This window comes from Citrobacter sp. Res13-Sevr-PEB04-36, assembly GCF_015672735.1.
Classification (GTDB): domain Bacteria; phylum Pseudomonadota; class Gammaproteobacteria; order Enterobacterales; family Enterobacteriaceae; genus Citrobacter.
Window position 1 is genome coordinate 19195 of record NZ_JADABY010000006.1, and the last position, 16826, is coordinate 36020.

Here is a 16826-nt window from a genome sequence, read left to right on the forward strand (position 1 = left end):
CACCGTCCCTTCTCAGCCCCTGAGCAGGGACGGTGCAAAAATCTCCTCAACCATCGCATCCACCAGCCGTTTTGCCGAACATAGTCTCGGCATCCCCAGCGCCACATTCTGCCACCGCTGCGTCACCGACCCGCTCACCGGGTGCTGCTCCGTATCACACCAGTCGCCCAACCAACTCAGCATATCGTTGTGCTCGCTCGAACCGCCAACGGCAGGCGAATTCAACCATTGATGATAATAATGACGCGTAGTAGGCGCGGCATTTACACTGTGCGCCAGGGCCTGGGTCGCCATCGTGCGTAGATTATCTTTGAGCATCGACGCTACGTCAGCGTTGCCCAGTCGACAGGCATCGCCAAACGCGCCCCAGCGCAACTCTTCCAGCGCGACAAAGCAACGTCCCGGCAACGACCAGCCGTCATATGCCCCCGCCCGCCAGCGGGTAAAAATTTGTTCGCTGTGCGCGCCCGCCTGAACGGTTAGCCCGCGCTGCGTCAGCGCCTTCTCTTTATAGGCACTGCGTTGCTTAAACCAGCTGGAGAGCACATCGATCTGCTGCATAATACCGGGCGTGGATTGCCCGCGCGGACGCTCCGTCACTTGCAGGAACGCCAGTCCTTCGGCAATACGCACCAGCGCCAGATGGCCGGGGTCAATCATACCCGCCAGTTTTTCTACCAGCTTCAGGCGCATCATCAAATTTTCGCTGGAGACACCCGCCATAACCCACGCGCGCAGCTGCGTCTGGGATAACACTTCCTGCGTCAACCGCGCACGCAGCAACCGCTGCTGTTGCAGAAAACCACCGGAACGTTTGGTTTCATCTCCCTGAACCAGATCGACCATAAACTTCGGATAAACGCACTCCAGCGTTCGCCCGGGGCCTTCCAGTAACACGTTAGTCATGTGTGCTCGGCTGAAAAAAGGGTGTGAATATCGTCACGCAGCAAGCGGGAGTCTTCATTAATCCATGAGGCGATCGCAATACGGTGCTGCAGTTGTTCACTCAATGCGGTCACTGCAGATTCGTTTTGCTGGCGCAGGTGCAGACTCTCACGCAGGCTCGCCTGCAATTGTGCCAGGCACAGTGAAAAATCTGCAAAAAACGTCGCCATGCCTGCCGTAACGGAAATATCGACCTGTGCCGCTAAAGCTTTACGGATTTGTTGGCAGAACAGCGTAACGTACTGTACAAGGCTATTATTCAACGCATTGATATCAATGAGATAACGTGTTTTTACGGCGGCATCATCACTCCATCCCCAGTTCGGCTGGTTCAACCAACGTGAGAACATATCGCGCACCCCGCCCGCAGAGGATGTGCCCTCATCCAACTGCGTATCCTGCTCAATCGCTTCATTGAACAGTTGGCGGGTATTAAAGTTAAACATCGCCGAATGAAACGCCGGAAAGCGGATCCGGGCGCGGAACCCGGCATGGCTCAACTCCTCTTTCACCCGCTGCTCAATAGGTCGCATCGCATCATTTAACGTCCGCGACAACGTCGACTCGAGTTGCTCAAAACGCAGGCCTAAATCGCGGCTGATGCTCTCCTGAGCCGCCAGCAGGACGACTTCACAGGACGAACGAATTTTATCTAAGACAATCTTGGCGCGTCCTTCATCATGCAGCACCAGCATGTCTCCGGCCATTTCCGCCGCTGTCATGGCCGCCCCTATGCCGTGTTGTGACATTCTCAGCACGTTTTCTTTTTCAAAGAGCGTGTTGATACTGCAAAGGATCTCCGCCTGTTGCTGGTTGAGAAACACGGTAGTCGCCTCCAGAGCCAGATCAACTTCGTGCTTAACCTCATCACTGACCTGTTCCTGACCGACCTGGATCTGCTGCATATCGTCTTCAATATGGCCGATGTTCAGCTGCAGCTTGTCACTCGCTACCGTTAATCCGTGATAGCGAAACTCAAGATACTCGTGCGCGCTTTGGGCATAGTTCAATAACTTATGTGACGCAGAGCGTAACGCATAGAGCGAGGCATTGGCGTAAGCGGCATGAATAACGTTCTGAATCGGCTGCTCAAACAGCGAGTCTGCCCAGAGTAAATCGGCAGCATGCCGAATATGCTCGGTATCATCCAGATCGGCCGTGCGCCAGCGCCGACCAAGCGCAGCTTCGGCAAAATCCTGCACCCAGCGTTGTTCCTGATGATCCGGCAACCGCCCGTGCGTCATCAGTTCATGACGTGCACGGTTCGCCAGATACCCCCACATGGAAGACACCGGATAAATACGCTCAGGCGTAATACCGCCCTTCATCAACGTGCCGGAAATCAATGCCCGTACCTGCTCTTCATCATCGCTGTTACGGTCTTTCTGATCGAATTTATTTACCAGAGCATACAGCGGTACCGATTTGCCTACCGCGGTGATCGCCTGGCGCACTTCCTCATCCGAAATCGACTTCAGTTGGGTGTAGTCCATCACCGCCAGGACCGCAGACGCCCGCGCCAGCTGTTCATTCAACATCTTTTGTAAATGCGGCTGTCCGGCTTCATTTGGCCCCGGCGTATCCAGCAGGGTTAATTGCCCCGGATAGCTTGCCTGCCCGGCCAAATGTACAAACTCGACCTCAATAACCGGAATATTCTCTATCGCAGCGTACGCAGAAAAAGGGAAATCAACCGCCAGCGCTTTTGACAGACGCACCAGATCGTTCAGACTCTTAAGACACTGGAAAATAGGTTCTGCACCTAAATAATACCGTTCAAACGCCACGCCGTTTTCAATGCGCTGCAGCAGCGTATTCATATCCTTATCAATTTCCAGCTCATGGGTAAGAGACTGGCGATCGCACTCGCGCACACGCTGCTGCAAAATCTTCATTAAGGCATCAATCGGCGCAACATGAGAAAAATGCAGCACCGGATCTTTCTGGCCTGGTGTATGGCGGATCAACGTCGGCAGGGCCGTCATCGGTCGATTACGATTAGGTAGCACTTCCGTTCCTACAATCGCATTAATCGTCGTCGATTTTCCCGCTTTCATCGTGCCGACAATGGCCAACACCATTTCCAGACGAGTGACCTTCCGCAGCTCATTATTGAGCGTTGCTTGCTGGACATCCATGCCACGCGCGCTGAAATGCAGGGGTTGTACGTGTCCGCTTTGTTCACCTCTTTTCAGAGCAACATCATCCAACGACGTCGTAGGCAATTTTTGCAACTGCCTGAGATGGTCAAGAGAGAGCATCAGCAGGCGTTCAGCTTCCTGACTTAATTCATATATTGTCTGTGTGTACATGGAAAATTTTTCCTTAACGCAAATAACCTTACTTTTATTTAGCCAAATCTTTTTATTTATGGATTTTCGGCTTTTATCATTACGTGTGGAAATAATTAAAATCAAAACAACCAATTGATATTATTAAAATAATATTTGTTATGTGACCGCTAGCCTGATGCCTCTCCCTTACTGTAATAAGTAAGAAAGATAAACAGAGTAGTTCAGTTTTAAAAAATGCCAGCTTAATTCCCCTACCTAAATTAAGGGGTAATGAGATATCCATTCACAATAACTAAGCCATACTGAGGATCATGTTACCTATAAATATCAGGTGGTTCGCCTCACCTTAACTTAAATAACAAAACGTAGCAATTTCCCTTAAAAAATAATCAGACACGCTTTCAACAACGTGAAAAAGCGGGTGTTGCGGCCAGTATATACACCATCGCCCTGTGCTTAATCGGACAGTAGTCCCGACAATCACAGGGATTTTATGTATAATTGCGGCCTTTTTCGGCAATCTGCCATTTTTTGGGCGCTTTTGCCCCTGCTGACTTTTGAGGAAATCTACATGTCATTACCACACTGCCCACAATGCAACTCCGAATACACCTACGAAGATAACGGCATGTTCATCTGCCCGGAATGCGCTCACGAATGGAACGATGCTGAACCGGCGCATGACAGCGACGAACTGATTGTGAAAGATGCCAACGGCAACCTGCTGGCCGACGGCGACAGCGTAACCGTCGTAAAAGATCTGAAGGTCAAAGGGAGTTCTTCCATGCTGAAGATCGGTACCAAAGTCAAAAACATCCGCCTGGTTGAAGGCGACCACAATATCGATTGCAAGATCGATGGCTTTGGCCCAATGAAGCTGAAATCCGAGTTTGTGAAAAAGAACTGATTTTTCCAGGCCGGATCAGGCGGTTATGCCGCCATCCGGCTTTTATTGCCCGGTGGCGCTTCGCTTACCGGACCTACGATAACTACACTTAACTGGCTTCTCTTACCTGAGGTAAAGATCATGCCGTTAAGTCCCTACATCTCCTTTGCAGGCAACTGCGCTGACGCCATTGCGTACTACCAACACACGCTGGGCGCTGAACTACTCTACAAAATCAACTTCGGTGAAATGCCCCAGTCGGCGCAGGACAGCGAAGAGGGTTGCCCTTCTGGAATGAAATTCCCCGATACCGCCATCGCCCACGCCAATCTGCGCGTTGCGGGCAGCGACATCATGATGAGCGACGGCGTCGCGACAGGAAAAGCCCACTATTCCGGCTTCACGCTGGTCCTCGACACGCAGGATGTCAACGAAGGGAAGCGCTGGTTTGACAACCTCGCAGCAACAGGCCAAATCGAAATGGACTGGCAGGAAACGTTCTGGGCACACGGCTTCGGTAAAGTCACCGATCAGTACGGCGTGCCGTGGATGATCAACGTCGTCAAACAGCAGCAACCCCCTACGGAGTAATCCTGCGGGAGGCTTGTCCTCCCGTACTGTCATCAAACATCGCTCAACTCTTCATCTTCAAGTAACCATCCCTTAACGAAAATGTCACATTAATCCGCCACGATGGGGCCACTTTTTTAGGGAGGCCGCATCATGCAAACGGTTATTCGCGTCGAGAAACTCTCCAAATCATTCAATCAACATCAGGCGCTGAATGCGGTTGATCTGACTATCCATTCCGGTGAGATGGTGGCTCTGCTTGGGCCATCAGGTTCCGGAAAATCCACCCTTTTACGTCACTTAAGCGGTTTGATTACGGGTGATAAATCGCCAGGTAGCCACATCGAGCTGCTAGGCCGCACGGTGCAACACGAAGGCCGACTGGCGCGCGACATCCGCAAAAGCCGCGCCCATACAGGCTATATCTTCCAACAGTTCAATCTGGTGAACCGTCTCACCGTGCTGGAGAACGTGCTGATTGGCGCGCTCGGCAGCACGCCGTTCTGGCGCACCTGTTTTAGCTGGTTTACGCCAGAGCAGAAGCAACGGGCGTTACAGGCACTGACCCGCGTTGGCATGGCGCACTTTGCCTACCAGCGCGTTTCCACGCTCTCCGGTGGACAGCAGCAGCGCGTCGCTATCGCCCGCGCCCTGATGCAGCAAGCCAAAGTGATCCTCGCCGATGAGCCGATTGCCTCGCTGGACCCGGAATCAGCACGCATCGTGATGGACACCCTGCGCGACATTAACCAGACCGACGGCATCACCGTCGTGGTCACGCTACATCAGGTGGATTATGCCCTGCGCTACTGCGAACGCATTGTCGCGCTGCGCCAGGGGCACGTCTTCTACGACGGCAGCAGCCAGCAGTTTGATAACGATCGATTTGACCATCTCTACCGCAGCATGAACCGCGTCGACCAGAACGCGCAGGCTGCCTAGTTCTAAAAAACCAGGCGTTATTGGCGCAGCCAGGCTGGAGACGGCCAGCGCGGAAAAACCGGAGCGTACACGCAGTACGTGAGGATTTTGAGCACTGCCCGGATTCAGGCTGGCAAGTGAAATAGCCTGGAACAATGACTAATTAAGGAAACGACATGAGCTATAAGACAGTTGCCGCGCTGGCTTTCACCAGCATGTTCAGCATCAGCACCTTGTTAAGCCCGGCATATGCCGATGAACAAGAAAAAGCGCTGAACTTTGGCATTATTTCGACCGAATCACAGCAAAATCTGAAGCCACAGTGGGAACCGTTCCTGAAGGACATGGAAAAATCGCTGGGCGTAAAAGTGAATGCCTTCTTCGCCCCGGACTACGCCGGGATCATCCAGGGCATGCGCTTTAACAAAGTCGATATCGCCTGGTACGGCAACCTCTCGGCGATGGAAGCGGTGGATCGCGCTAACGGACAAGTCTTCGCCCAGACCGTCGCGGCAGACGGATCGCCGGGTTACTGGAGCGTATTGATCGTCAACAAAGACAGTCCGATCAACAACCTTAACGATCTGATCGCCAAACGTAAGGATCTCACCTTCGGCAACGGCGATCCAAATTCCACCTCGGGCTACCTCGTCCCCGGTTACTACGTCTTCGCGAAAAACAACATTGCTGCCAGCGACTTCAAGCGCACCGTTAACGCCGGGCATGAAACCAACGCCCTGGCCGTCGCCAATAAGCAGGTGGATGTTGCCACCAACAACACCGAAAACCTCGACAAGTTAAAAACCTCTGCACCGGAAAAATTGAAAGCGCTGAAGGTGATCTGGAAATCGCCGCTGATCCCAGGCGATCCGATCGTCTGGCGCAAAAACCTCTCCGAAACCACCAAGGACAAGGTGTACGACTTCTTTATGAGCTACGGCAAAACACCGGAAGAGAAAGCCACGCTGGAACGCCTGGGCTGGGCGCCGTTCCGCGCCTCCAGCGACCTGCAGTTGGTACCGATTCGCCAGCTGGCGCTGTTTAAAGAGATGCAGGGCGTGAAGGACAACAAAGGGCTGAACGCGGAAGAGAAAACCAGCAAAACCTCAGTGATTAAAGCGCAGCTGGATGACCTCGACCGCCTGACCGCCGCGCTGGGTGCTATGACCAGCGTCACCAAAGCGGTGCAGTAAACCTGGTGCCCAAATTGTAGGCCTGATAAGCGCAGCGCCATCAGGCAATGCAAGGGATTCCATGCCGGATGGCGGTGCCAGCACCTTATCCGGCCTACAACAGACCCGAAACATCGACACCCAGGAGCTAAATATGCAAACCATCACCGTCGCCCCGCCCAAGCGTAGCTGGTTCTCGCTGCTGAGCTGGGCCATTCTTCTCGCCGTGCTGGTCGTCTCGTGGAAAGGTGCCGAAATGGCCCCGCTCACGCTGATCGAGGATTCCGGCAATATGGCGACCTTCGCCGCCGACTTCTTCCCGCCGGACTTCAGCCAGTGGCAGGACTATCTCAGCGAAATGGCCGTCACCCTGCAAATCGCCGTCTGGGGAACCGCCCTCGCTGTGGTGCTGTCGATTCCTTTCGGCCTGATGTGCGCCGACAACCTGGTGCCGTGGTGGATTTACCAGCCGATGCGTCGCCTGATGGACGCCTGTCGCGCCATCAACGAAATGGTCTTCGCCATGCTGTTTGTGGTTGCGGTCGGTCTCGGGCCGTTCGCCGGGGTGATGGCGCTGTTTATCCACACCACCGGGGTGCTCTCCAAACTGCTTTCCGAGGCGGTAGAAGCCATTGAGCCGGGTCCGGTAGAAGGCATTCGCGCCACGGGTGCCAACAAGATTGAAGAAATTCTCTACGGCGTGCTACCGCAGGTCATGCCGCTGCTCATCTCCTACTCGCTGTACCGCTTTGAGTCCAACGTCCGCTCCGCCACGGTAGTCGGAATGGTGGGCGCAGGCGGTATCGGTGTGACCTTATGGGAGGCGATTCGCGGCTTTCAGTTCCAGCAAACTTGCGCCCTGATGGTGTTAATCATCGTCACCGTCAGCCTGCTGGATTTCCTCTCCCAGCGTTTGCGTAAGCACTTCATCTAATCAGCGAGGCATTGATTGCTATGCACTTGTCTACACATCCGACCAGTTATCCGACGCGTTATCAGGAAATTGCCGCCAGACTTGAGCAGGAGCTTCGTCAACATTATCGCTGCGGTGACTACCTTCCGGCCGAGCATCAGCTTGCCGCCCGCTACGAGGTAAACCGCCACACGCTGCGACGCGCCATTGACCAGCTGGTCGAACGCGGCTGGGTACAGCGGCGTCAGGGCGTCGGCGTGCTGGTGCTGATGCGCCCGTTCGATTACCCGCTGAATGCCCAGGCGCGCTTCAGTCAGAACCTGCTGGACCAGGGCAGCCATCCCACCAGCGAGAAGTTGCTGGCGGTGCTGCGCCCGGCCTCGAGCCATATTGCCGACGCGCTCAGCGTCACCGAGGGCGACAACGTTATCCATTTGCGCACCCTGCGCCGGGTGAACGGCATCGCGCTCTGTCTTATCGACCACTATTTTTCTGACCTCACCCTCTGGCCACTGTTGCAGGGCTTTAACCACGGCTCACTGCACGACTACCTGCGCGAGCAGTGGGGTCTGACGTTACTGCGCACGCAAACACGCATCAGCGCCCGCCGCGCGCAGGCCAAAGAGAGCAAGGTACTGGAAATCCCCAACATGGCGCCACTGCTGTGCGTGCGCACCCTGAACCACCGTGAAGGCGAAGAACACGCGACGGAATACTCCGTCAGCCTGACCCGCGCCGACATGATCGAATTCACCATGGAGCACTGAATGCACCTTGATACCGCCACCCGCCAGCGCTGGATGCGCGCGCTGGCTTACAGCAACGCTAAAGACCTGAATGCGCGCGTCAACGCGCTGAAACTGACGCCAGAATATGAACTCATCCGCGCGCCGGAAAGCGGGCTGATGCAGATCCAGGCCCGCATGGGCGGCACCGGCAACCGTTTTTTTGCCGGTGATACCACGATAACCCGCGCCGTCGTGCGCCTGAAGAGCGGCACGCTAGGCTACAGCTACCTGCTGGGACGCAACAAACCCCACGCCGAGCAGTGCGCGGTGATCGACGCGCTGCTGCAAGAACAAACGCATTTCCACAACCTAATGGAAACCTTAATTGCCCCGCTGGAAGCGGAACGCGATGCGCTAATTAACGCTCGCCGTGCCGAAGTCAACGCCAGCCGGGTCGACTTCTTCACACTGGTACGCGGAGATAACGCATGACACGATCTACGGCACTACAGAGCGCCTTTAATTTACCCGTCCAGGATGCGCAGCAGTGCTTTCGTCGCCTGCTGAAAGCCATGAGCGAGCCGGGCGTAATTGTCGCCCTGCATCAGCTGAAACACGGCTGGCAGCCGCTGGGCCTGGCGACCACCAGCGTACTGCTGACCCTGGTCGACGGTGACACCCCGGTGTGGCTGGCTCCTGCCATGGATAACGACATTGCCCGACAGAACCTGCGTTTTCACACCAATGCCCCACTGGTAGAACAGCCGCAGCAGGCCGCCTTTGCCATCGCCGATAACCGTATTAGCAGCGAACAGCTCAACGCCCTCTCTTCCGGTTCCGCCGTGGCACCAGAGACCAGCGCGACCCTGATTGTGCAGATCGCGGGCTTAAGCGGCGGACGCATGCTGCGCCTGACCGGGGCAGGAATCGCCGAAGAACGGATGATCGCCCCGCAATTACCGGAATGCCTGATTGATGAACTGACCGAGCGCCCGCACCCGTTCCCGCTGGGGATTGATCTGATCCTCACCTGCGGCGAACGGCTGCTGGCTATTCCGCGAACCACCCATGTGGAGGTGTGCTGATGTACGTTGCCGTCAAAGGGGGCGAGAAGGCAATAGCCAACGCCCACGCCCTGCAGGAGAACCGACGCCGGGGCGATGCGCACATTGCCGAACTGAGCGTGGCGCAAATCGAACAGCAGATGAACCTGGCCGTTGACCGGGTGATGACCGAAGGCGGTATCGCCGACCGTGAACTGGCGGCACTGGCGCTGAAGCAGGCCAGCGGCGACAACATTGAAGCCATCTTTTTGCTACGCGCTTACCGCACGACGCTGGCAAAACTGGCGGTGAGCGAACCGGTAAACAGCGCGGAGATGCGCCTCGAAAGGCGAATTTCTGCCGTCTACAAGGATATTCCCGGCGGGCAGTTGCTGGGTTCAACTTACGACTACACCCACCGCCTGCTCGATTTCACCCTGCTGGCCAATGGCGAGACACCGCCGCTGCGCGCTGCGGAGAGTGAACAGGACGCCGCCCCACACGTCTTCTCCCTGCTGGTGAATCAGGGGCTGGCGAAGCGCGAAGAGGACGACGGCGCTCAGCCCGATGACATCACCCGCACGCCGCCGGTGTATCCCTGCTCGCGCGCCTCGCGCCTGCAACAGCTGATGCGCGGTGACGAAGGGTATCTGCTGGCACTGGCTTACTCCACTCAGCGTGGTTACGGGCGCAACCACCCGTTTGCCGCCGAGATCCGCAGCGGCTATGTGGCGCTGGAAATAGTACCGGAAGAGCTGGGATTTGCGGTAAACGTCGGCGAACTGCTGATGACTGAATGCGAAATGGTGAACGGCTTTGTCGCGCCGGAAAATGACTCTCCCCATTTTACCCGCGGCTACGGGCTGGTGTTCGGCATGAGTGAACGCAAAGCGATGGCAATGGCGCTGGTGGACCGCGCCCTACAGGCACCCGACTACGATGAAACGGTCACGGGACCGGCGCAGGACGAAGAGTTCGTGCTGGCGCATGCGGATAACGTCGAAGCGGCGGGTTTTGTTTCGCACCTCAAACTTCCCCACTACGTCGATTTCCAGGCCGAGCTGGAACTGCTCAAACGCCTGCAACAGGAGGCCGTCCGTGACCGCTAATCTTTCCGGCTACAATTTTGCTTATCTCGATGAACAAACGAAACGCATGATCCGCCGGGCACTGCTGAAAGCGGTCGCCATTCCAGGGTATCAGGTGCCGTTCGGCGGGCGTGAAATGCCCATGCCCTACGGCTGGGGCACCGGCGGTATTCAGCTTACCGCCAGCGTGATAGGTGAAGCTGACGTGCTGAAGGTGATTGACCAGGGCGCGGATGACACCACCAACGCGGTGTCCATTCGCAACTTCTTCAGGCACGTGACCGGGGTAAACACCACCGACGCGACCTGCGACGCGACGCTTATTCAGACCCGTCACCGCATCCCGGAAACGCCGCTCACGGAAGATCAGATTATTATTTTCCAGGTGCCGATCCCCGAGCCGCTGCGCTTTATCGAACCGCGCGAAACGGAAACCCGCACCATGCACGCGCTGGAAGAGTACGGCGTGATGCAGGTGAAGCTGTATGAGGATATCGCCCGCTTCGGCCATATCGCCACCACCTACGCCTATCCGGTCAAGGTCAACGGGCGCTACGTGATGGACCCGTCACCCATCCCAAAATTCGACAATCCGAAAATGGACAGGATGCCCGCGCTGCAACTGTTCGGGGCCGGGCGTGAAAAACGCATCTACGCCGTACCGCCGTATACCCGAGTAGAAAGCCTCGATTTCGACGATCACCCGTTTACCGTGCAGAGCTGGGATGAACCCTGCGCCATCTGCGGCTCCACCCACAGCTATCTCGACGAAGTGGTGCTCGACGACAGCGGCAAACGGATGTTTGTCTGCTCCGACACCGACTACTGCCGCCAACAGAGCGAGGCACTAAGCCAATGACGCAACCGCTGCTTTCCGTCAATAACCTGACCCATCTCTACGCGCCGGGCAAAGGCTTCAGCGATGTCTCTTTTGACCTGTGGCCTGGCGAAGTGCTGGGCATTGTGGGCGAGTCCGGTTCCGGCAAAACGACCCTGCTGAAGTCGATTTCCTCGCGCCTGACGCCGCAGTCTGGCGAAATTGTGTACCAGAACCGTTCGCTGTACGGCATGAGCGAAGCCGACCGTCGCCGCCTGCTGCGCACCGAATGGGGCGTGGTACATCAGCACCCGATGGACGGCTTGCGCCGTCAGGTATCAGCAGGCGGTAATATCGGTGAACGCCTGATGGCCACCGGCGCACGCCACTATGGCGACATCCGCGCCACCGCGCAGCGCTGGCTGACCGACGTCGAAATTCCCGCCTCGCGCATCGACGATCTGCCCACCACCTTCTCCGGCGGCATGCAGCAGCGCCTGCAGATCGCCCGTAACCTCGTCACCCACCCAAAACTGGTGTTTATGGATGAACCCACCGGCGGGCTGGACGTTTCCGTACAGGCCAAACTGCTGGACCTGCTGCGCGGCCTGGTGGTGGAACTGGATCTGGCCGTGGTGATTGTCACCCATGATTTGGGCGTGGCGCGCCTGCTGGCAGACCGTTTACTGGTGATGAAACAGGGTCAGGTGGTGGAAAGTGGATTAACCGACCGCGTGCTCGACGATCCGCATCATCCGTACACCCAACTGCTGGTGTCGTCGGTGTTGCAGAACTGATTTTTTGTTGTGGCGGCTGCGCCTTATCCGGCCTACAGGTGCGTTTTTTGTAGGCCGGATAAGGCGTAAGCCGCCATCCGGCAATAAGAACCATGAGGCTCAAATGATCCGCGTAGAAAATGTCAGTAAAACCTTTGTACTGCACCAGCAAAACGGCGTGCGCCTGCCGGTGTTGCACAACGCCACTCTGGATGTAAAAAGCGGTGAGTGCGTGGTGCTGCACGGTCACTCGGGCAGCGGGAAATCAACGCTACTGCGTTCGCTGTACGCCAACTATCTTCCGGACACCGGCCATATTCATATTCAGCACGGCGACGAGTGGGTGGATCTGGTGCAGGCCCCGGCGCGGAAAGTGCTGGAAGTGCGCCGTTCCACCATCGGCTGGGTCAGCCAGTTCCTGCGCGTGATCCCCAGGATCTCGGCGCTCGATGTGGTGATGCAACCGCTGCTGGACCTGGGCGTCTCCCGCGACGTGTGCGCGGCCAAAGCGGCGCGCCTGCTGGAACGTCTGAACGTTCCGGAAACGCTGTGGCATCTCGCCCCATCGACCTTTTCCGGCGGTGAGCAGCAGCGTGTCAACATTGCGCGCGGGTTTATCGTCGATTACCCGATTTTACTGCTCGATGAGCCCACCGCATCGCTGGACGCCAAAAACAGCGCCGCCGTAGTGGCACTGATAGAAGAAGCCAAAGCGCGCGGCGCGGCGATTGTCGGAATTTTTCACGATGAGACCGTTCGCGACCGCGTGGCGGACCGTTTGCACCTGATGGGAACCGCAGCATGATTATCAACAACGTAAAGCTGGTGCTGGAAGACGAGGTGGTGCAGGGATCGCTGGAAATGGAGGACGGCGTTATTCGCGCCGTTACCGAAAGCCAGAGCCGTCTGCCCGAGGCGATGGACGGTGAAGGTGGCTGGCTGCTGCCGGGGCTTATCGAACTGCACACCGATAATCTCGACAAATTCTTCACCCCGCGCCCGAAGGTGGACTGGCCCGCGCATTCGGCGATGAGCAGCCATGACGCGCTGATGGTCGCCAGCGGCATCACCACCGTGCTGGATGCGGTGGCGATTGGCGATGTTCGCGACGGCGGCGATCGCCTGGAAAATCTGGAAAAGATGATCAATGCGGTGGAAGAAACGCAGAAGCGCGGGGTCAACCGCGCCGAGCATCGTCTGCATCTGCGCTGCGAACTGCCGCACCACACCACCCTGCCGCTGTTTGAAAAGCTGGTCGGGCGCGAGCCGGTGACGCTGGTTTCGCTGATGGATCATTCGCCGGGCCAGCGCCAGTTCGCCAATCGCGAGAAGTACCGCGAGTATTATCAGGGCAAATATTCGCTCACCGACGAGCAGATGGCCCGCTATGAAGAAGAACAGTTGGCCCTCGCGGCGCGCTGGTCGCAGCCCAACAGGACTGCCATCGCGCAGATGTGTCGTGAACGCCGTATTGCGCTGGCAAGCCACGATGACGCTACCCATGACCATGTGCTCGAATCGCATCAACTTGGCAGCGTGATCGCCGAGTTTCCCACCACGTTTGCAGCTGCAGAAGCCTCACGCCAACACGGCATGAACGTGCTGATGGGCGCACCCAACATCGTGCGCGGCGGCTCGCACTCCGGCAACGTCGCGGCGCATAAGCTGGCTGAACTGGGGCTGCTGGATATTCTCTCTTCCGATTACTACCCGGCCAGCCTGCTCGACGCAGCGTTTCGTGTGGCGGACGACGACGCCAACCGCTTCACGCTGGCACAGGCGATTCGTCTGGTGACCCGCAACCCGGCGCGGGCGCTGAATCTCGACGATCGCGGCGTTATCGCCGAAGGTAAACGCGCGGATCTGGTGCTGGCGCACCGCAAAGGCGATCACGTGCATATCGACCACGTCTGGCGGCAGGGAAAAAGGGTGTTCTGACTATGGGAAAACTGATCTGGCTGATGGGGCCATCCGGCTCCGGTAAGGACAGCCTGCTGGCCGAACTCCGCCAGCAGGAACAGGCGCAACTGCTGGTGGCACATCGTTATATTACCCGGGCCGCCAACGCAGGGAATGAGAACCACATAGCCCTCAGTGAACAAGAGTTTTTTACCCGTGCTGGACAGAATCTGCTGGCGCTGAGCTGGCATGCCAACGGCTTGTACTACGGCGTCGGCGTGGAGATTGACCTCTGGCTGCACGCCGGGTTTGATGTGGTGGTAAACGGCTCCCGCGCCCATCTGCCGCAGGCGCAAGCTCGCTATGGAGACGCGTTGCTGCCCATCAGCCTGCAAGTGTCTGCAGACATTTTACGCCAGCGCCTGCAGGCGCGTGGACGCGAGAGCGAGACGGAAATCGCCGCCCGCCTCGAACGCGCCGCCCGCTACGCGCCGTTTGGCTGTCACACGCTCAATAATGATGGAAGTTTGCTACAGTCAGTCGATACATTGCTCACGCTGATGGGACGCAAGGAGAAGAAACATGCCTGTCTGTGAATTACGCCGCGCCACGCTGTACGATGTCGATGCGGTTTACGCGCTGATTTGTGAACTGAAGCAGGGCAAGTTTGACCATCAGGCCTTTAGCGCCGGGTATGCGGCCAATCTGCAGGATCACAACATGTGCTACCAGCTGGCGCTGCTCGACGGACAGGTCGTCGGGATGATTGGTTTGCATCTGCAGTTTCACCTGCACCACGCCAACTGGATCGGCGAGATCCAGGAATTAGTGGTGATGCCGCAGGCGCGCGGGTTAAAAGTGGGCAGCCAACTGCTGGCCTGGGCCGAAGAGACGGCGCGTGAAGCGGGCGCAGAAATGACCGAGTTGTCCACCAGCATTCAACGCCACGACGCACACCGCTTTTACCTGCGCGAAGGCTATTTGCAGAGCCATTTCCGCTTCACCAAGCCGTTGTAGGGAGACGTTATGAGTCTGACCATCACGCTGACGGGTACCGGCGGCGCGCAACTGGTGCCGGTTTTTGGCTGCGACTGCCCCGCCTGCCAGCGGGCACGTATTCAATCGCAATATCGCCGCCGACCCTGTAGCGGCGTGGTCAAATTCAACAAGGCAATTACGCTGCTTGATGCAGGGATCCCGCATCTGATGGACGACTGGCCCGCCGGTAGCTTCCGCCAGTTTCTGCTCACCCACTACCATATGGATCATGTGCAGGGACTGTTTCCGCTGCGCTGGGGCGTGGGGAAAACGATCCCGGTATATGGGCCGCCGGATGAACAGGGCTGCGACGATTTGTTTAAGCATCCCGGCATTCTCGACTTTAGCCACACCGTCGAACCGTTTGTGGTGTTTGATTTGCAGGGGTTACAGGTGACACCGCTGCCGCTCAACCACTCAAAGCTGACGTTTGGCTATCTGCTGGAAACCGCGCACAGCCGCGTAGCGTGGCTGTCAGATACCGCCGGTCTGCCCGACAAAACGCTGACGTTTCTGGGCAACAATCAACCGCAGGCGATGATCATCGACTGTAGCCATGCCCCGCGCACGCAACCGCCGCGCAACCACTGCGATGTAAATACCGTGATTGCGCTCAATGACGTTATCCGCTGCCCACGGGTGATTCTGACCCACATCAGCCATCAGTTCGACGAGTGGCTAATGCATAATCCGCTACCGACAGGTATCGAGGCCGGGTATGACGGCATGGAGATTGTGCTGGATTAAGCGGTGACACTTCATAATAAGACTTGTTAACAGGTCTTTCCATCCTATATTAAGACCAGTTAAATGGTCTTAAGGAGCGATTATGCCGCATATCATTTTAAGCGACACCACCGCGAGCGTGAGCTAAAAAAGAACCCGATGGCGACTGTTAGCGCAGGAGATGGGTTTCCGGTCGCAATCCTGAACCGTAACCAGCCCGCCTTTTATTGTGTTCCAGCTGAGCTTTACGAAAAAATGCTTGATGCACTGGACGATCAGCAACTGGTTAAATTAGTCCATGAACGGAACCAACAGCCACTGGTGGATGTTGATCTGGACAGCTATTTATGAGTTATACGGTAAAGTTCAGGGAAGATGCGCTGAAAGAATGGCAAAAATTGGATAAAACCATTCAGCAGCAGTTTGCCAAAAAACTTAAGAAATGCGGTGAAAATCCGCATGTCCCCTCCGCGAAGCTCAGGGGAATAGAAGATTGCTATAAAATCCAACTACGCACTTCAAGGTTCCGTCTTGTTTATCAAGTTATTGACGACACCCTGGTCATCGCTGTCGTTGCCGTCGGTAAACGCGAGCGTAGTGAAGTTTATAATCTTGCCAGCGAAAGACTGCGTTAACGATCGTAATCGTCTTCCATTCTACGCTCTTCATCTTCCAACTGACGCCGTTCCTGATCGAGCCGACGCTGGCGGTCATCCAGCTGCCGACGGCGGTCTTCAAACTGGCGGCGACGATCGTCATATTGCCTGCGGCGATCGTCGCTTACCTGGCGTTGCCAGCTTTCGTCGCGCGAGTCGTCGTAATCCCGATTATTATCAGGCTTATAGGCGTCGCTGACGGCGCGTTGAATATTGCCGATGGCGTCATCAATAATATCCGCCTGCGCCGACACGGTAGTCAGCATCAGCAAACTGAAAAAAAAGATCGTCGGGGAGCGTGTCATAAACCAGCCTCAAAAAGAAACTCGCCCCACGGTAATCAAAGCGCTTGCT

Annotated in this window: 20 protein-coding genes and 1 pseudogene; 18 read left to right on the forward strand and 3 right to left on the reverse strand. The window is 56.6% G+C overall.

Annotated features, from left to right (window positions below; translation table 11 throughout):
- Nucleotides 1-12: 12 nt before the first annotated feature.
- Nucleotides 13-906, reverse strand: a complete 894-nt coding sequence (locus tag IMQ48_RS01280; RefSeq protein WP_196207587.1) for a diguanylate cyclase regulator RdcB family protein — start codon at nucleotides 904-906, stop codon at nucleotides 13-15.
- Nucleotides 903-3257 (reverse strand): clamp-binding protein CrfC, encoded by a 2355-nt coding sequence (crfC, locus tag IMQ48_RS01285; RefSeq protein ID WP_196207588.1) that lies wholly within the window; start codon nucleotides 3255-3257, stop codon nucleotides 903-905. Before crfC ends, IMQ48_RS01280 begins: the two co-directional genes overlap by 4 nt.
- A gap of 553 nt (nucleotides 3258-3810) precedes the next feature.
- Between crfC and IMQ48_RS01290 the strand changes: the two genes are divergently transcribed.
- The 18 genes and pseudogenes from IMQ48_RS01290 to IMQ48_RS01375 all read left to right on the forward strand — a co-directional run bounded on the left by IMQ48_RS01290 (nucleotide 3811) and on the right by IMQ48_RS01375 (nucleotide 16451).
- Nucleotides 3811-4146 carry a zinc ribbon domain-containing protein YjdM gene (locus IMQ48_RS01290; RefSeq protein WP_096758651.1) on the forward strand — a complete coding sequence of 112 codons (336 nt, stop codon included), beginning with the start codon at nucleotides 3811-3813 and terminating at the stop codon, nucleotides 4144-4146.
- A gap of 120 nt (nucleotides 4147-4266) precedes the next feature.
- A complete protein-coding gene (yjdN, locus tag IMQ48_RS01295) occupies nucleotides 4267-4716 on the forward strand; it encodes a VOC family metalloprotein YjdN (protein ID WP_196207589.1) in 450 nt (149 codons plus the stop codon).
- Between the two features lie 132 nt (nucleotides 4717-4848).
- Complete coding sequence (gene phnC / locus IMQ48_RS01300) at nucleotides 4849-5637, forward strand: phosphonate ABC transporter ATP-binding protein (RefSeq protein WP_196207590.1); 789 nt, start codon at nucleotides 4849-4851, stop codon at nucleotides 5635-5637.
- A gap of 155 nt (nucleotides 5638-5792) precedes the next feature.
- Nucleotides 5793-6809 (forward strand): phosphonate ABC transporter substrate-binding protein, encoded by a 1017-nt coding sequence (phnD, locus tag IMQ48_RS01305; RefSeq protein WP_196207591.1) that lies wholly within the window; start codon nucleotides 5793-5795, stop codon nucleotides 6807-6809.
- A gap of 133 nt (nucleotides 6810-6942) precedes the next feature.
- Nucleotides 6943-7722: a phosphonate ABC transporter, permease protein PhnE gene (gene phnE / locus IMQ48_RS01310; RefSeq protein ID WP_135323480.1), complete on the forward strand. Its 780-nt coding sequence runs from the start codon at nucleotides 6943-6945 to the stop codon at nucleotides 7720-7722.
- Between the two features lie 20 nt (nucleotides 7723-7742).
- On the forward strand, nucleotides 7743-8468 hold the full coding sequence (gene phnF / locus IMQ48_RS01315; protein ID WP_196207592.1) for a phosphonate metabolism transcriptional regulator PhnF: 726 nt from the start codon (nucleotides 7743-7745) through the stop codon (nucleotides 8466-8468).
- Nucleotides 8469-8921: a phosphonate C-P lyase system protein PhnG gene (gene phnG / locus IMQ48_RS01320; protein ID WP_196207593.1), complete on the forward strand. Its 453-nt coding sequence runs from the start codon at nucleotides 8469-8471 to the stop codon at nucleotides 8919-8921.
- Nucleotides 8918-9514, forward strand: coding sequence for a phosphonate C-P lyase system protein PhnH (gene phnH / locus IMQ48_RS01325; RefSeq protein WP_181540127.1), 597 nt, complete (start codon nucleotides 8918-8920; stop codon nucleotides 9512-9514). The genes phnG and phnH overlap by 4 nt, the downstream gene beginning before the upstream one ends.
- Entirely contained in the window at nucleotides 9514-10581 is a 1068-nt protein-coding gene (locus IMQ48_RS01330) for a carbon-phosphorus lyase complex subunit PhnI (RefSeq protein WP_196207594.1), read from the forward strand. The genes phnH and IMQ48_RS01330 overlap by 1 nt, the downstream gene beginning before the upstream one ends.
- Nucleotides 10582-10627: 46 nt before the next feature.
- Entirely contained in the window at nucleotides 10628-11419 is a 792-nt protein-coding gene (phnJ, locus tag IMQ48_RS01335; RefSeq protein ID WP_137399228.1) for an alpha-D-ribose 1-methylphosphonate 5-phosphate C-P-lyase PhnJ, read from the forward strand.
- Nucleotides 11416-12174, forward strand: coding sequence for a phosphonate C-P lyase system protein PhnK (gene phnK / locus IMQ48_RS01340; RefSeq protein WP_196207595.1), 759 nt, complete (start codon nucleotides 11416-11418; stop codon nucleotides 12172-12174). Before phnJ ends, phnK begins: the two co-directional genes overlap by 4 nt.
- A 103-nt stretch (nucleotides 12175-12277) precedes the next feature.
- Nucleotides 12278-12958, forward strand: coding sequence for a phosphonate C-P lyase system protein PhnL (gene phnL / locus IMQ48_RS01345; protein ID WP_196207596.1), 681 nt, complete (start codon nucleotides 12278-12280; stop codon nucleotides 12956-12958).
- Nucleotides 12955-14091 (forward strand): alpha-D-ribose 1-methylphosphonate 5-triphosphate diphosphatase, encoded by a 1137-nt coding sequence (gene phnM, locus IMQ48_RS01350; RefSeq protein ID WP_196207597.1) that lies wholly within the window; start codon nucleotides 12955-12957, stop codon nucleotides 14089-14091. The genes phnL and phnM overlap by 4 nt, the downstream gene beginning before the upstream one ends.
- Before the next feature lie 2 nt (nucleotides 14092-14093).
- Nucleotides 14094-14648: a ribose 1,5-bisphosphokinase gene (phnN, locus tag IMQ48_RS01355; RefSeq protein WP_196207598.1), complete on the forward strand. Its 555-nt coding sequence runs from the start codon at nucleotides 14094-14096 to the stop codon at nucleotides 14646-14648.
- Nucleotides 14635-15069 (forward strand): aminoalkylphosphonate N-acetyltransferase, encoded by a 435-nt coding sequence (gene phnO, locus IMQ48_RS01360; protein WP_196207599.1) that lies wholly within the window; start codon nucleotides 14635-14637, stop codon nucleotides 15067-15069. Before phnN ends, phnO begins: the two co-directional genes overlap by 14 nt.
- Nucleotides 15070-15078: 9 nt before the next feature.
- Nucleotides 15079-15837: a phosphonate metabolism protein PhnP gene (gene phnP, locus IMQ48_RS01365; protein ID WP_196207600.1), complete on the forward strand. Its 759-nt coding sequence runs from the start codon at nucleotides 15079-15081 to the stop codon at nucleotides 15835-15837.
- An 82-nt stretch (nucleotides 15838-15919) separates the two neighbouring features.
- Nucleotides 15920-16167, forward strand: a pseudogene (locus IMQ48_RS01370) (type II toxin-antitoxin system Phd/YefM family antitoxin).
- Nucleotides 16164-16451, forward strand: a complete 288-nt coding sequence (locus IMQ48_RS01375) for a type II toxin-antitoxin system RelE/ParE family toxin (protein ID WP_196207601.1) — start codon at nucleotides 16164-16166, stop codon at nucleotides 16449-16451. The pseudogene IMQ48_RS01370 and the gene IMQ48_RS01375 overlap by 4 nt, the downstream one beginning before the upstream one ends.
- Here the strand turns inward: IMQ48_RS01375 and yjdP are convergent.
- Nucleotides 16448-16777 (reverse strand): DDRRRQL repeat protein YjdP, encoded by a 330-nt coding sequence (gene yjdP / locus IMQ48_RS01380; RefSeq protein WP_096758667.1) that lies wholly within the window; start codon nucleotides 16775-16777, stop codon nucleotides 16448-16450. The genes IMQ48_RS01375 and yjdP overlap by 4 nt on opposite strands.
- Nucleotides 16778-16826 lie beyond the last annotated feature (49 nt).

What these genes read in the sequence shown, in the direction of transcription:
- yjdP (WP_096758667.1), bottom strand. Translation starts at nt 16,777, where the DNA reads ATGACACGCTCCCCGACGATCTTTTTTTTCAGTTTGCTGATGCTGACT.
- IMQ48_RS01280 (WP_196207587.1), bottom strand. Translation starts at nt 906, where the DNA reads ATGACTAACGTGTTACTGGAAGGCCCCGGGCGAACGCTGGAGTGCGTT.
- phnH (WP_181540127.1), top strand. Translation starts at nt 8,918, where the DNA reads ATGACACGATCTACGGCACTACAGAGCGCCTTTAATTTACCCGTCCAG.
- IMQ48_RS01330 (WP_196207594.1), top strand. Translation starts at nt 9,514, where the DNA reads ATGTACGTTGCCGTCAAAGGGGGCGAGAAGGCAATAGCCAACGCCCAC.
- phnM (WP_196207597.1), top strand. Translation starts at nt 12,955, where the DNA reads ATGATTATCAACAACGTAAAGCTGGTGCTGGAAGACGAGGTGGTGCAG.
- phnC (WP_196207590.1), top strand. Translation starts at nt 4,849, where the DNA reads ATGCAAACGGTTATTCGCGTCGAGAAACTCTCCAAATCATTCAATCAA.
- phnN (WP_196207598.1), top strand. Translation starts at nt 14,094, where the DNA reads ATGGGAAAACTGATCTGGCTGATGGGGCCATCCGGCTCCGGTAAGGAC.
- phnG (WP_196207593.1), top strand. Translation starts at nt 8,469, where the DNA reads ATGCACCTTGATACCGCCACCCGCCAGCGCTGGATGCGCGCGCTGGCT.
- phnD (WP_196207591.1), top strand. Translation starts at nt 5,793, where the DNA reads ATGAGCTATAAGACAGTTGCCGCGCTGGCTTTCACCAGCATGTTCAGC.
- phnP (WP_196207600.1), top strand. Translation starts at nt 15,079, where the DNA reads ATGAGTCTGACCATCACGCTGACGGGTACCGGCGGCGCGCAACTGGTG.
- phnF (WP_196207592.1), top strand. Translation starts at nt 7,743, where the DNA reads ATGCACTTGTCTACACATCCGACCAGTTATCCGACGCGTTATCAGGAA.
- phnO (WP_196207599.1), top strand. Translation starts at nt 14,635, where the DNA reads ATGCCTGTCTGTGAATTACGCCGCGCCACGCTGTACGATGTCGATGCG.
- IMQ48_RS01290 (WP_096758651.1), top strand. Translation starts at nt 3,811, where the DNA reads ATGTCATTACCACACTGCCCACAATGCAACTCCGAATACACCTACGAA.
- IMQ48_RS01375 (WP_196207601.1), top strand. Translation starts at nt 16,164, where the DNA reads ATGAGTTATACGGTAAAGTTCAGGGAAGATGCGCTGAAAGAATGGCAA.
- yjdN (WP_196207589.1), top strand. Translation starts at nt 4,267, where the DNA reads ATGCCGTTAAGTCCCTACATCTCCTTTGCAGGCAACTGCGCTGACGCC.
- crfC (WP_196207588.1), bottom strand. Translation starts at nt 3,257, where the DNA reads ATGTACACACAGACAATATATGAATTAAGTCAGGAAGCTGAACGCCTG.
- phnJ (WP_137399228.1), top strand. Translation starts at nt 10,628, where the DNA reads ATGATCCGCCGGGCACTGCTGAAAGCGGTCGCCATTCCAGGGTATCAG.
- phnL (WP_196207596.1), top strand. Translation starts at nt 12,278, where the DNA reads ATGATCCGCGTAGAAAATGTCAGTAAAACCTTTGTACTGCACCAGCAA.
- phnE (WP_135323480.1), top strand. Translation starts at nt 6,943, where the DNA reads ATGCAAACCATCACCGTCGCCCCGCCCAAGCGTAGCTGGTTCTCGCTG.
- phnK (WP_196207595.1), top strand. Translation starts at nt 11,416, where the DNA reads ATGACGCAACCGCTGCTTTCCGTCAATAACCTGACCCATCTCTACGCG.